This window comes from Pseudomonas veronii (assembly GCF_002028325.1).
Taxonomy (GTDB): Bacteria; Pseudomonadota; Gammaproteobacteria; order Pseudomonadales; family Pseudomonadaceae; genus Aquipseudomonas; species Aquipseudomonas veronii.
This window is the reverse complement of the sequence record NZ_CP018420.1, coordinates 293,580-307,542: the sequence shown is the minus strand read 5'-3', so window position 1 is coordinate 307,542 and position 13,963 is coordinate 293,580. Positions and strand designations below refer to the sequence as shown.

The 13,963-nt window shown below is 59.6% G+C and carries 12 protein-coding genes and 1 pseudogene; 8 read left to right on the top strand and 5 right to left on the bottom strand.

Annotation, left to right across the window (positions count from 1 at the left end; translation table 11 throughout):
* Positions 1-50 precede the first annotated feature (50 nt).
* From fdhD to PverR02_RS01355, 3 genes are all read left to right on the top strand, one after another.
* Positions 51-890, top strand: coding sequence for a formate dehydrogenase accessory sulfurtransferase FdhD (fdhD, locus tag PverR02_RS01365; protein WP_046385046.1), 840 nt, complete (start codon positions 51-53; stop codon positions 888-890).
* Complete coding sequence (locus PverR02_RS01360; RefSeq protein WP_079442637.1) at positions 887-3,235, top strand: FdhF/YdeP family oxidoreductase; 2,349 nt, start codon at positions 887-889, stop codon at positions 3,233-3,235. The genes fdhD and PverR02_RS01360 overlap by 4 nt, the downstream gene beginning before the upstream one ends.
* 199 nt (positions 3,236-3,434) lie before the next feature.
* The gene (locus tag PverR02_RS01355; protein ID WP_017848563.1) at positions 3,435-3,911 is read left to right on the top strand and encodes a glycine zipper domain-containing protein; all 477 of its coding nucleotides are present in this window, start codon (positions 3,435-3,437) and stop codon (positions 3,909-3,911) included.
* A gap of 118 nt (positions 3,912-4,029) precedes the next feature.
* Here the strand turns inward: PverR02_RS01355 and PverR02_RS01350 are convergent, their stop codons facing one another.
* The 3 genes from PverR02_RS01350 to PverR02_RS01340 all read right to left on the bottom strand — a co-directional run bounded on the left by PverR02_RS01350 (position 4,030) and on the right by PverR02_RS01340 (position 7,884).
* Entirely contained in the window at positions 4,030-4,461 is a 432-nt protein-coding gene (locus PverR02_RS01350) for an acyl-CoA thioesterase (RefSeq protein WP_046385048.1), read from the bottom strand.
* Positions 4,462-4,484: 23 nt separating this feature from the next.
* Complete coding sequence (locus PverR02_RS01345; protein ID WP_079442636.1) at positions 4,485-6,422, bottom strand: RecQ family ATP-dependent DNA helicase; 1,938 nt, start codon at positions 6,420-6,422, stop codon at positions 4,485-4,487.
* A 286-nt stretch (positions 6,423-6,708) separates the two neighbouring features.
* A complete protein-coding gene (locus PverR02_RS01340; RefSeq protein WP_017848566.1) occupies positions 6,709-7,884 on the bottom strand; it encodes a tetratricopeptide repeat protein in 1,176 nt (391 codons plus the stop codon).
* Positions 7,885-8,044: 160 nt separating this feature from the next.
* On the opposite strand from PverR02_RS01340, the pseudogene PverR02_RS01335 reads away from it, so the two are divergent.
* The 4 genes and pseudogenes from PverR02_RS01335 to PverR02_RS01320 form a co-directional block, all read left to right on the top strand.
* Positions 8,045-8,203: pseudogene (locus PverR02_RS01335) on the top strand (Fic family protein); the annotation flags it as partial.
* 365 nt (positions 8,204-8,568) lie between these two features.
* A complete protein-coding gene (locus PverR02_RS01330) occupies positions 8,569-9,051 on the top strand; it encodes a hypothetical protein (protein ID WP_079442635.1) in 483 nt (160 codons plus the stop codon).
* Between the two features lie 5 nt (positions 9,052-9,056).
* Entirely contained in the window at positions 9,057-9,692 is a 636-nt protein-coding gene (locus PverR02_RS01325) for a DUF1493 family protein (RefSeq protein WP_079442634.1), read from the top strand.
* 269 nt (positions 9,693-9,961) lie between these two features.
* Entirely contained in the window at positions 9,962-10,318 is a 357-nt protein-coding gene (locus PverR02_RS01320) for a DUF1493 family protein (RefSeq protein ID WP_017848567.1), read from the top strand.
* Positions 10,319-10,404: 86 nt separating this feature from the next.
* On the opposite strand, the gene PverR02_RS01315 is transcribed toward PverR02_RS01320, so the two are convergent.
* Entirely contained in the window at positions 10,405-11,946 is a 1,542-nt protein-coding gene (locus PverR02_RS01315) for a phosphoenolpyruvate carboxykinase (protein ID WP_017848568.1), read from the bottom strand.
* A 179-nt stretch (positions 11,947-12,125) separates the two neighbouring features.
* Positions 12,126-13,028 carry an Hsp33 family molecular chaperone HslO gene (hslO, locus tag PverR02_RS01310; RefSeq protein ID WP_017848569.1) on the bottom strand — a complete coding sequence of 301 codons (903 nt, stop codon included), beginning with the start codon at positions 13,026-13,028 and terminating at the stop codon, positions 12,126-12,128.
* A 126-nt stretch (positions 13,029-13,154) separates the two neighbouring features.
* On the opposite strand from hslO, the gene PverR02_RS01305 reads away from it, so the two are divergent.
* On the top strand, positions 13,155-13,958 hold the full coding sequence (locus PverR02_RS01305; protein WP_079442633.1) for a phosphatase PAP2 family protein: 804 nt from the start codon (positions 13,155-13,157) through the stop codon (positions 13,956-13,958).
* The last annotated feature ends 5 nt before the right edge of the window (positions 13,959-13,963 follow it).

Here is a 13,963-nt window from a genome sequence, read left to right as displayed (position 1 = left end):
TTTGTCGCGCCTAGTCTAAACACTGACCCATCCGCCGTCGGTACTGCCTCATGAACGCCAAGCGCCCAGTCTGCGCGGCGCCCGCTGTTCAAACGCCCGCGCCCGCCGCCAGCCAGAGCTACCAGTTTTGCACGCTCGAACACACGGAAGTCGCCAGCACCGCGTTGGCGGAAGAAGTGGCGTTGGCGATTGCCTATAACGACATCAGCCAGGCCGTGATGCTGGTGACGCCGACGGACCTGGAAGACTTCATTGTAGGCTTCAGTATCGGCAGCGGCATTATCGCCGACGTTAGCGACATTTATGACCTGAAACTCAGCGGCACGGGCTCTGCCCAGTACGCTCAGGTGCAGATTTCCAGCCGCGCGTTCTGGAACCTCAAGCAGCAGCGCCGCCAACTGGCCGGTACCAGCGGTTGCGGGTTGTGCGGCGTGGAAGCGCTGGAACACGCCCTGCCGGACCTTGAGGTACTGCCCGGCGCGCCCCTGCCGCCGGCCGAGTGGCTCGACGGCCTGCGCCAGCGCATCAGCGCGTTCCAGCCTCTGGGCCAGCACAGCGGCGCGGTGCATGCGGCGGTGTTCATGAACAACCAGGGCGAACTGCTGCTGGGCCGCGAAGACATCGGCCGACACAACGCCCTCGATAAATTGATCGGCGCGCTGATCCGCCAACGGATTCCAAGCGAAGGCGGCCTGGCCATTGTCACCAGCCGTTGCAGCCTTGAGTTGATCCAGAAAGTCCTGCGCGCGGGCATCCAGACCCTGGTCAGCCTGTCGTCGCCCACCGGCCTGGCCCTGCAATGGGCACGCCGGCACAACCTCAATCTCATCCACCTGCCGCAGAAAAGTGCGCCGCGGGTCTACAGCCCTGCGATGGAGAAACAGCCATGAGCAATCACCACCAAGCCGACCAAACCCCAACCCCGCGCTACAAGCCTTACAAGGGTGCGGCGGGCGGCTGGGGCGCGCTGATCAGCGTGGCGCAGGCATGGCTGACCAGCGACAACGCGCTGAAAAACCTGCGCATGATGCTCAAGACCAACCAGAACGGCGGCTTCGACTGCCCGGGCTGCGCCTGGGGCGACTCGCCGGAAAGCGGCATGGTCAAGTTCTGCGAAAACGGTGCCAAGGCAGTCAACTGGGAAGCCACCAAACGCCGCGTCGATGCCGCGTTCTTCGCCAAGCACAGCATCACCGCGTTGCTGGAGCAAAGCGACTATTGGCTGGAATACCAGGGCCGCCTGACCGAGCCGATGCGCTACGACGCACAGACCGACCGTTACCAGCCCATCAGTTGGGAGGCGGCGTTCGAGCTGATCGGCCAGCACCTCAACGCCCTGCCGAGCCCGGACATGGCCGAGTTCTACACCTCGGGCCGCGCCAGCAACGAAGCGGCGTACCTGTACCAGTTGTTCGTGCGCGCCTACGGCACCAACAACTTCCCGGATTGCTCGAACATGTGCCACGAAGCCAGTGGCGTGGCCCTGGCGCAAAGTGTCGGCGTCGGCAAAGGCACCGTGACCTTTGACGACTTCGAACACGCCGACGCGATTTTCGTCTGGGGCCAGAACCCCGGCACCAACCACCCGCGCATGCTCGAACCGCTGCGCGAAGCGGTGAAACGCGGCGCTCAGGTGGTGTGCATCAACCCGCTGAAAGAGCGCGGCCTGGAACGCTTCCAGCACCCGCAACACCCGCTGGAAATGCTCACCAACGGCGACAAGCCGACCAACACCGCATACTTCCGCCCAGCGCTGGGGGGCGACATGGCCATCCTGCGCGGCATGGCCAAGTTCCTGCTGTTGTGGGAGCGCCAGGCCCAGGCCGAAGGCAAGGCAGCGGTGTTCGACCACGACTTCCTCAACGAACACACCACCCACGTGCTCGATTACCTCGGCCAGATCGATGACACCTCCTGGGAAGAAATCGTCGCGCAGTCCGGCCTGCCCCTGGTGGAAATCGAGCAAGCGGCGCGCATGTACGCCAAAGGCAAGAACGTGATCATGTGTTGGGCGATGGGCATCACCCAGCATCGTCACTCGGTGCCGACCATCCAGGAAATCGCCAACCTGATGCTGCTGCGCGGCAATATCGGCCGCCCGGGCGCCGGCCTGTGCCCGGTGCGCGGCCACAGTAACGTGCAGGGCGACCGCACCATGGGCATCAACGAACGGCCGCCGGTGGCGTTCCTCGACGCCCTGGAGCGGCGCTTCCAGTTCCAGGTGCCGCGCACCAACGGGCACAACGTGGTCGAGGCGATCCACGCCATGCTGGAAGGCCGCGCCAAAGTATTTATCGGCCTGGGCGGCAACTTCGCCCAAGCCACCCCGGACAGCCCGCGCACCTTCGAAGCCCTGCGCAATTGCGACCTGACCGTGCAGATCAGCACCAAGCTCAACCGCAGCCACCTGATGCACGGCAAAGACGCGCTGATCCTGCCGTGCCTGGGCCGCACCGACATCGACATCCAGGCCGAAGGCCCGCAGGCGGTGACGGTGGAAGACTCGTTCAGCATGGTCCACGGCTCCAACGGCCAGCTGCAACCGCTGTCGAGCCTGATGAAATCCGAGCCGGCCATTCTCGCCGGCATCGCCGCCGCCACCCTGGGCAGCCAACCGGTGGACTGGAACTGGCTGGTGGCCGACTACGGACGTATTCGCGAGCTGATCGCCGACACCATCCCAGGCTTCAAGGACTTCAACGAGCGGATCAAAAACCCGGGCGGTTTCTACCTGGGCAACGCCGCCGGGGCACGTCGCTGGAACACGCCTTCGGGCCGCGCCAACTTCCGCCCGAACGTCCTGCCCAAGGACCTGATCCACGAACGCACCCACGCCACCGGGCACGTGCCGGACCTGATCATGCAGTCGATGCGCTCCCACGATCAGTACAACACCACCATTTATGGCCTGGACGACCGCTATCGCGGGGTCAAAGGTCAACGCGACGTGTTGTTCGTCAACGAAGCCGACATCATCCGCCTGGGCTTCAAGCCGGGGCAAAAGGCCGACATCGTGTCGCTATGGGAAGACGGCCGTGAGCGCCGCGTAAAAGGCTTCACCTTGCTCGCGTTCGATATTCCGGCGGGGCAGGCAGCGGCTTACTACCCGGAAGTGAACCCGCTGGTGCCCTTGGAAAGCACCGGGGATGGCAGCCATACGCCGACGTCGAAATTTGTGGCGATCCGCCTGGAAGCGGCGAGCGACAATGGCCTGATCATGGCGCGCTCGGCGTAAATCCCGGGCACAAAAAAGGCCGCTTTTGCATAAAAGCGGCCGTTCCGAAGTAACTAAAGACCCGCCGAAATCACTTAAGTTCCCTAGCTAAAACAGTAAGTTAGAGAATTGTGTACAAGTCGTGTTACTGGTCGGATTTCTATTGTCACAATGTCGACACAGCCTCAGGATCGCGCCGTCATCCTCTTGAGGTCTCTCTATGAAGTTCTCCTCGATTCTCTTGTTGTCCCTTGGCCTGGTCAGTGGCGCAGCCATGGCCGGTGGCACCACCGAAGCCGGTGTAGGCGGCGCATTGGGCGGGGTACTCGGTTCGGTTGTCGGCCAGCAGGTCGGCGGTAATACCGGTTCAGCCATCGGTGCAGCCCTGGGCGGCGCGGGCGGCAGTGCGGTCGGCGCTGACAAGCGCAGCCGCGGCGAAGCAGCCATTGGCGGCGCCCTGGGCGCAGCGGGCGGCAACGTGGTAGGCCGCAGCATGGGCGGCACCACCGGCAGCCTGATCGGCGCAGCCGCTGGCGGCGGCGCGGGCGGCGCGCTGGGCAACTACATGGGCAACAAGAGCGATGACGACGACCGTCGTTACCGTGGCCGTGACGACCGTCGCTACTACCGGGATGGTCACCCTGGCCGTGGCCATGCCTATGGCCATCGCAAGAACAAGCATCACTACCGTGATTGATCAGATCTAAAGAACACTGAAGAAACACTGTGGGAGGGAGCTTGCTCCCGATAGCCGAGTTTCAGTCACCCATGTGCTGGCTGATACACCGCTATCGGGGGCAAGCCCCCTCCCACAGTCAGGCCAGCAAGCGCTGCAACGCCTCGCGCAACCGCTCCGGAATCGTCACCGGCTGGTTCGTCCCCCGATCCACGAACACATGCACGAAGCGCCCTGCCGCACAGGCGTCCTCCTCGCCTGCCTTGAACACCGCCAACTCATACTGCACCGAGCTGTTGCCCAACTTGCCGACCCGCAGGCCTATTTCGATGCGTTCGGGAAAGGCGACGGAAGCAAAGTAATCACACGCCGAACTCACCACAAACCCCACCACCTCGCCGTCATGAATATCCAAGCCACCGTGTTCGATCAGGTAAGTATTCACCGCGGTGTCGAAGAAGCTGTAGTAGGTCACGTTGTTCACATGGCCATACACATCATTGTCGTGCCAGCGCGTAATGATCGGCTGGAAGTGCCGGTAATCGGCGCGTTGGGGCATGGAGTCAGGCATCGGCGCGTCTCGTCAAAGTGGGTTTACAGGTTATTCAAATGGGTTTCGGCCCACTCGCGTACCTCGGCGTAGGGGTAGTCCTCCAGCGCAGCAAAACCAGGGATGCCGCGTGCCTTCAACTTGGTGAACAGCGGCACGCTGATACCGCCCAGGAACCGCGTCAGCCGTTCGGCGCCGGGCAGTTGGCCGCAGTACTCATGATGCCTGTGGATAAAATCACCGCACAGCCCCATGAAGTTTTTATCCACAAGCGGCGCCAGGCTCGGCGGCGCCGGCAAATGCGCGACATGGCCGTGGCACACCGAACAATGCCCGCAGCGCTGCGGTGCATGTTCATCACCGAAATAGCGGGCCAGGCGCTGGCCCAGGCAGTGTTCGGTGGCGAACAGGTCGAGCATGGCGTGAATCCGCGCCACTTCCGTGACCTCGTGTTGCTTGAAGCCTGTGTATAACTCGGCGCTCAACACCTGCGGATCGAAATCGGTATTCAGCAGGCTGTAGACCTCCGTCATCTGCTTGCTTTCCAGCTCGATCAGGCCCTGCTCCTGGAAGTAATCCAGCGCTTTCACCACGCGATTGCGCTCGGCCTGGTGCTGTTGATAAAGCGTGTCGAAATCCACCGTCGCCCAGGTCTTGGCCCGCTTGCACACCTGGACGATCGCTGCGACAAACGCCTGCCGCTCCCCGGAAAACCGCGCCAACAAGGCGTCGGGCTCGATCAGGTACTTGAACCGGTATTCGGCGTAAAACGCGTAGCGCGGCGCAATCACGCCTTTGAGTTCCAACTGCACCAGCAGCGTCTTGAGGGGCAGCTCGCGGATGTTGCTGTGGTCCGACAGCGAGCGCAGCAGAAACTCCCACTGCCCGTCCCCTCGCGCGGCCTGCAACTCGTCCAGCACACGGCGAATGCCCTCCTGCTCGGGCGTGTCGCCGTACACGAAGTTTTCCAGCACATTGAGGCTGTCTCGGTTGGCGAGCACCAGGCAATCCGAGGGTTGCCCGTCACGCCCGGCGCGGCCGATTTCCTGGCTGTAGTTTTCGATGGATTTGGGCAGGTCGAAATGCACCACGTTGCGGATATCGCTCTTGTCGATGCCCATGCCAAACGCGATGGTGGCGACGATGCAATTGGAGCGCCCACCCATGAAACGCTGCTGGATGCCCTCGCGTTTGTCGTGGGGCAAGCCGGCGTGATACGCCTCGGCCTGGATGCCATGGCGATTCAGGTGCTCGGCGATCTGCTCGGCGGTTTTCTGCAAGGTAACGTAGACGATGCTCGGCTGGCCGGGCCGCTCGTTCATCCATTGGACCAGCCGACGACGCTTGTCCGCGCCGCTCACCGGTTCTACCAACAGGTTGAGGTTCGGCCGGTAGAAGCCCGTGGTGATCACGTCGTCAGGTGCAATGGCGAACTTGGCCTGCATGTCGGCAATCACCTTGGGCGTCGCTGTAGCCGTCAGCAGCAGCGCTTGTGGGATATTGAACTGACGCTGGTAGTCCGGCAGCTTCAAATAATCCGGACGGAAGTTGTGGCCCCATTCGGAAATACAGTGCGCCTCATCCACCACCAGCAATGAAATGGGCACGCTCTGCAGGAAGTTGCGAAAGCGCTCGTTCTTCAAGCGCTCCACGGAAATCATCAGGATTTTCAACTCGCCCGAGCGCGCGCGCGCCATCACCTCATTGGCCTCATCGCGGCTTTGCGCCGAATCGATACTGCCGGCCGAGATGCCATGGCGTTGCAGGAAACCCAACTGGTCCTGCATCAGCGCCAGCAACGGCGACACCACCAGCGTCAGGTGCGGTAGCAACACCGCCGACAGCTGGTAACACAGGGACTTGCCCGACCCGGTCGGAAAAATCGCTGCCGCCGAGCGACCGGCCAGCACGGCGCTGACCGCGGCTTCCTGGCCCAAACGAAATTGTGGATAACCAAAGACCTGCTGGAGGGTGTCGTGCATAAGCTGTCACTCCATTGACCGCTGAAGGTGGCTCAAAAACATAGCCTGGGACGCTCAGCGAATCGAGATAGGTCGCAAGGAAAAAAGAGACAGGATGATACACAGGCTGGGGCAATGGCCTTGGGCCAAATGTGACAAGTTCGACTGTGTAAGTAGGAACATCACAAACCAAATGTGGGAAGGGGATTGCTCCCGATGGCGGTGTATCAGTCAGAAATTAACCGACTGAATTACCGCCATCGGGAGCAACCCCCTTCCCACACCTTAGAACGGCCCTACAGCTAAATCAGCGGTTCTGCACACGCTCGATCGCCGTGTCATACACCGGATTGGCCTTCTGTTCCTTGGCCAACTGGTAGTGACGCAACGCATCCGCGAACTGCCCCGCCGCTTCGTAGATCCGCGCAATATTGTAGTAGGCGCCGGCACGCACGGTCGCGGCAGTGGCACCGTTCGCCAGGGCGATGGCCTTGCGGTTGGCCCAGATCGACTCGGCGGTGTTGCCGGCCTTCTGATACGCCAGGCCCAGGTTGCCGTAGGCTTTGCCGAAGCTATTGTCCAGGTCGATGGCCTGACGGAACAGGTCGATGGCCTGGTCCAGGTTACCTGCCTGGTAGGCTGCTTCGCCCTTCAGGTTCAGCTTCTTCGCATCCGCTTGTACCGACGAGCTGACAGCCACTGCGGTGACGGCCACGCTGTCGTCCAGCAGCGGCTTGACCTCATTGAGTACGTCTTCGGCACCGACTCTCACACCGGTGAACGTGTTGATGTCCTGGAAGTCGCCACTACCGGTCATGCGGAACACGGTCCACAGGTTGCCAGCGCGGTTCTGCGGCACGTAGTAGGTGCGTACCAGGGATTGCCCCATGTACACAAACACCTTGGCCTCACTGTTGGACAACTCGTTCGAGTTTGGATAACCACTGTTGGAGTAGTCATGCACGGCATACACGTAGCTTTCGCCGTAGTGCTTCTTCTGCAGGGTAATGGTTTCCGGGCCATAGCTGTCGGTGTCGTCCACATCCAACTCAGCGTCGGTGCCCTTTTTGTTACGGAAGAAGATGTTATTGCCGGGGAAAATCATATGCGAGTCGAGGTCGCGCGGGGTCTTGCCCCAGGTCAGCACCACACGCAGGCCGTCGAGGTTTTCCATCACCGGGCTGATGGCGTAGGTCATGCCGGCACAGGGGCACTTCACTACCAGGTTGGAATAGCCGGGCTTCTTGATGATCAACAGGTTGCTGGCATCATCGGCCGCTTCGCTGGTGAGGGTCACCTGGCCCTGGGCGTTGGTGCGGCCCACTACGTTCTGTGCGCCGTTACGTTGCAGCAGGACTTCGGCGTCGGCGATTTTCTGGTCCTTGACCACCGCACTGAGCACCTCGATCGGCAACTGCTCGGCCTGGATCGAAAAAGCCACTGCACACAATGACATCGCCGAAGCGACACGAAGCAAACCCATGCTTAACTCCCTTTAAGTAGTGGACGGGATCGTCCTACAAGATTTTGCGGTGAAACATACGCTGAATTTAGAGCCCTTGCGGACTTTTTATACAAAATGTGAGGTGATTTTATTTCGCTACAATCAAGCCTTGCTACCCCGGTAGCGGCGTCCTGCGTAACCGCCCTACGACCTCGACCGCCTGCAACACATCCACCGCACGCTGTTCGATGACATCTACGACTGGGCTGGCGAGTTGCGCAGCGTCAACATCCAGAAAGGCAGCACACTGTTCTGCACCCCGGAACGCATCCCGCCGGAAGCGGCGAAAATCATCCAGGGTGTATCAGTAGGCCTGTTAGTGCCTGATCGAACCACGAACGGCTAAACCAGCTATTAAGCAAACACAACCAAGCCAGCCACACAGCTAAAACTGTGGGAGTGGGCCTGCCTGCGACGGCGAAACTTCAGGCTATATTTCTATACCTGACCCACCGCCATCGCGGGTAAGCCCGACTCCCACAATTGATTGGCTTTGCCCTGCAAATCTCGGTGAAATTGAAAATGCGGGAATCCTCCGTAAGAAACTATCTATTACTGCGTAGTCCCCTTCCCAAACTGCTTAAAACACCCGCCCAATCCTCTACATAACCCCCCTTCGCATGGCCGAAACTATTGATCTCTCAACTGCCTCGGCAAAAATCCATGGACATCGAAAGGACTCAACACATCGGCCACTACGGCGTCACCTTCACGGTCATTCGCCTTACCGTTCTCCCCACTCACAAGCATGCTCTGGCAAACCTTTGCTTGTTAGAAGCCGGTGCTTCAGCAAACGAGGTGCGCTATCGACTGGTGGATCTTTATGAAAAGATGTTTGCTCGTGATTTGCCCTGCAAGATGACTGTCGCGATTTCCAAGCCGCTGACCCGGCAACAAGCCGATCTGCTTAACGAACGCGGGACCATCGTCGCCTTATTATTGGCAGGGGCCTTCGGTGCGCCCATTCACCCGCTTTCAAAACCTGTAGCACGCGTCGTTGGCACCACGGTGGGCTTAATCATCAAAAGCATCATCCGTAGCTACCACGCTGGCGACATGGTCATTGGAATTGAAGCCCAGGTCGAAGGCGGGATAGGCCCTCAACGCTCCATGTCTGCCATTGTCGTCCCGTTCCTAGGCGGTTAAGCCCAATGATTGAATATCTTCAATGGATCGTTTTTATCGTTTTGGACATTGTCCTTGTCAAAAAAATCAGATCCCATAACCTCAGGAAATACGCAGGCCTGTCCCTACTGGCTGCGGGGCTGATCTGTTCAATATGGCTCCCTTACTGGATAACTGAAATCCAACTTCCCAGCATCCCGATAGGCGCTATCCTAATAGGCTCAGGATTGTTCTTGGACCGCGACCGTTACAGTCGAATCAGGTCAACTCACCCGCTACTCGTCGCCCCAACGTTGAACCTGGCCCCCGGTTTTCCTGACGATCCTGTCATGCTCCATCTTCTGCAGCTAATTCATGAAGATGTAGGTCTGCCCAAACACCAAATCATAACCATCAATACCTCAATCAACCATGATCTCGGCTGTAACGGCGTCGAGGCAAAACAACTGATGGCAGCGCTGAAACAATATTTCGGCATAAACCTCGGCGACTATAAAAACAACCGCTACTTCAAGCACCGAGGTTTTGATGCGTGCTTACGACTCGTGGAAAGAGGCTGCGAGGGAAAGATCCCGCTAACCATCCACATGCTCTATCAAGCCGTCAAAGCCAAACGCTGGGATACCCGAACACTCGAAGCGACGGGACCTCAGAAACGATGAATTTCTACCTGCAATTAATGTGTTTCCTCGGGTTCTACCTTGTGCTGCACTACCAAATAACCGACTGCACGCTCAGAAAGCGCTTGGCAATCACATTTCTCGCAACCGGCCTGATTTTCACCTTCCTACTACCCTACGTAGCAGTAATCCTTAGAATGCCCTTCCTGCCTGTTTTTCTATTCTTGATAGGCTTGGCACTCTTCATCACCCGAAACAAATTTCGCCTCAAACGCGACCGTCCCCCTCACCCACTCCTGCGTGCTCCCACCATGAACCTCGCCCCCAACTTCCCCGAAGACCCGGTCATGCAGCAACTCCTGCAGCTGCTGCACGAAGAAATCGGCCTGCCCAAACACAAGACCATTCGCCTGCAGACCTCACTCAACTTCGACCTGGGCTGCGACGGCAGTGAAGCCAAGCAACTCATGGAAGCACTGGAGCAGGAATTCGCCCTCGATCTGGGCGACTACGACACTTATCGTTACTTCAACCCACCGGTGTTTGATGTGTTCCTCAAGCGGCGGGCCAAGGGGCGTGGCGAAAAGGTGCCGCTGACCATCGGCATGCTTTACCTGGCGATCAAAACCCATAGCTGGGACACGCAGACGCTGGAAAACTTGAGCTAACCGGCAAAACAGCGGCAGGCGCCAACTGACCGTTCGCGCACAAAAAAGCCGCCCACAAGGGGCGGCTTTTTCACAACGACCGAATCTTACAACTTCGGACCCGCTGCCTTGATCGCATCGCTCACGTCAAACTTCTTGAAGTTCTCGATGAACAGACCCGCCAGCGCCTTCGCCGCTTCGTCGTAGGCAGCCTTGTCAGCCCAGGTGTTACGTGGGTTCAACAGGCCGGTCTCAACGCCCGGTACAGCCAATGGCACGTCCAGGTTGATGGTGTCGAGGTGTTGCGTTTCAACGCCGATCAATGCGCCGCTCTGGATCGCTGCGATCACGCCGCGGGTGGTCGGGATGTTGAAGCGTTGGCCGACGCCGTAGCCGCCGCCGGTCCAGCCGGTGTTGACCAGGTAGACCTTGGAGCCGAAGCCGCGGATGCGCTTGATCAGCAGCTCGGCGTATTCACCGGCCGGGCGTGGGAAGAATGGCGCACCGAAGCAAGTCGAGAAAGTCGACTTGATGCCGCTGCCCGAACCCATTTCAGTCGAGCCCACCAGTGCGGTGTAGCCGGACAGGAAGTGGTAGGCCGCTTGTTCTTCGCTGAGGATCGACACAGGCGGCAGTACGCCGGTCAGGTCGCAGGTCAGGAAGATCACAGCATTTGGCTCGCCGCCGAGGTTCTTCTCGGAACGCTTGGCCACGTGCTCGAGCGGGTAGGCGGCACGGCTGTTCTGGGTCAGGCTGACATCGCTGTAGTCAGCATGCTTGGCCTCGTCGATGACGACGTTTTCCAGCACCGCGCCGTGCTTGATGGCTTTCCAGATAACCGGCTCGTTCTTCTCCGACAGGTCGATGCACTTGGCATAGCAACCGCCTTCGATGTTGAACACCACGCCCTTGCCCCAGCCGTGTTCGTCGTCACCGATCAGGTAACGGCTTTCGTCGGCGGACAGGGTGGTCTTGCCGGTGCCGGACAGGCCGAAGAACAGGGTCACGTCGCCTGCTTCGCCAATGTTGGCGGCGCAGTGCATCGGCAGTACGTCGGCGGCCGGTAGCAGGAAGTTCTGCACCGAGAACATGGCTTTCTTCATTTCACCAGCGTAAAGCATGCCGGCGATCAGCACTTTTTTCTGGGCGAAGTTGAGAATCACGCAACCGTCGGAGTTGGTGCCGTCACGCTCAGGCACGCACTCGAAGTTGGCCACGTTGAGCACTTGCCACTCGTCACGGCCGGCCGGGTTGTACTGGGCCGGGTTGATGAACAGGCAACGACCGAACAGGTTATGCCAGGCAGTCTGGGTGGTCATCTTCACGGCCAGGTAGTGGTCTTCGGAGGCCCCTACATGCACGTGGGAAACAAAATGTTCTTGCGCGTTGTTGAACGCCTCGACGCGAGCCCACAGGGCATCGAACTTGTCGGCCGGGAACTTGCGGTTGATCGGGCCCCAGGCAATGGCGTCCTGGGTCGAAGGCTCTTCAACGATGAAACGGTCGACTGGCGAACGGCCGGTACGGTGACCGGTTTCTACGACCAGTGCGCCAGTATCGGCAAGCACGCCTTCACCGCGCTGCAGGGCTTCTTTGACCAGATCGTCAACACTCAGATCGGTGTATACGGCGTTATTGGCTTGCGTCATGAGGTTCCCCGTCGGCCTGTGGCCGAGTGCTCCAAACGTTTTGTAGTAGAAAGTTGCGCACTACTACCGCGAAAAAAGTGGGCCGGATTATGCCAGAAAAGCCCAAAAAAAGTAGGGCCCTCCCGTCAGAACAGCGCTAATCCGGCATTTGTCAGGTGATTTACCTGTGCTTAAACGTTTTAGTGGCGGGTATCGGAGGGGGTACCGATACCGGCGCCGGCGAACAATTGGGCGATATCGGCGGCGTCGAACAGGTAGCGCTGGTTGCAGAACTGGCAGTCGATTTCGATCTGACCACCATGTTCCACCACCAGATTTTGCGCATCTTCCAGGCCGAGACTGACCAGCGCGTTCGCCGAACGCTCGCGAGAGCAACTGCAATGGAAGCGCAAACCCTGCGCGTCGAACAGGCGCACAGTCTCTTCGTGGTACAGGCGATGCAGGATGGTTTCGTTGTCCAGGGCCAGCAATTCTTCGGCGGTCAGGGTGCCAGCCAGGGCGGTGAGGTTGCGCCAGCTTTCGGCGCGTTCGTCGTCGTCCTTGATGCGGTCGGCGGGCAGCTGTTGCAGCAACAGGCCACGGGCGCGCTTGCCGTCGGCGTTGAGCCAGAAGCGCGTGCCGATCTGCTGGGACATAACGAAATAGTTGGTGAAGCAGTCCGACAGGTTTTCGCCGTCGAGGTCGACGATGCCCTGGTAACGCTGGCCGTCGGTCGGGTCGACGGTGAGCGCCAGCACGCCGTTGGGCATCAGGTCGGCCAGGGTCGCGTCCGGGGCGATCAGGTCAGCCTCATACCGGGCCAGGCCACGGATCTCACGCTCGCTGGAGCACTCGATCATCAGCAACGGGACCGGACCTTCGGACCGCGCCTGCAGGATCAGCAACCCGTCGAATTTCATGGTGCCGACCAACAGCGCCGCCGCCGCCATCAATTCACCGAGCAGTTGCGCGACCGGCTCCGGATAGGGGTGCTTGGCGAGGACTTCGGCATAGCTGCGCTCCAACGAGACCAGTTCGCCGCGGGCGTCGTTCTCGTCGAAGATAAAGCGTTGGGTGAAGTCGGTATCCGGTAAATCAGTCATAGGTCTGGGTATCTGAATTGATGACAAAATTATTACAATATTTATAAGATTGAACGCTTTCGCACCATTTTAGTGCGACCTTCTCCGGAAAACAGAGAGCTTATATAGAGCAAAGAGGGACAGTTTATGAACAATCCGGGTTTGTTCCAAGCCAAGTGGAACCTCCGGCGATGGGCTTTTTGCAATCTACTCGCATTCGGGCTGCTGTGTTTTTGGCTGTGGCCCGCAGGCCAGATGCTATGCGGTTTTTTCGACGAGTGGCTGTTTCACCTGTTCAATGCCCCCCTGGCGAGCAATCCGACCTGGCTGCATGTGTGGGCCGCGGCCAGCCTGCGGCCGTTTGATGCGGTGGTCGGCGTGATTCTGCTGACGCTGTTGATTCGCGGCGATTGGGTGTTCAAGGCGGCGCAGGTGCGCCAGGCGTTTCTTGGCTTCTTCGGGATTCTGCTGCTGTTGCTGTTTATCCGCATGCTGTTTTCCAAACTCGCGGCGCAGATGGGTTGGCAACACAGCAGCCCTTCGATGGTGCTCAGCGGCGCGATTCAGATGAGCGACTATTTCCCGGGGCTGGAGAAAACCTGGGAGTTGAAAGACCGTTCGAGCCAGAGTTTCCCTGGGGATCATGCTTCGGTGCTGCTGATCTGGGGAATGTTCATGACGGTATTCGCCCAGCGGCGGGGCCAGGTGTTGGTGATCTGGAGCCTGGCGTTGTTGTTCATGATGCCGCGGCTGGTGGCGGGCGCACATTGGGCGCAGGACGATTATATCGGCGGAGTGTTGCTGGCACTGCTGGCATTGGGATGGGGCTATTACACACCGTTTGCGGCAAAGGTGTCGCAGGTGTTGCTACGGCTGACCGCGCCGGTGTTCGGGTTACTCGCCAAGCTGCCGGTGATCGGGCGATTGAGCGTCATGCGCGCATCCTGCTGACGCTC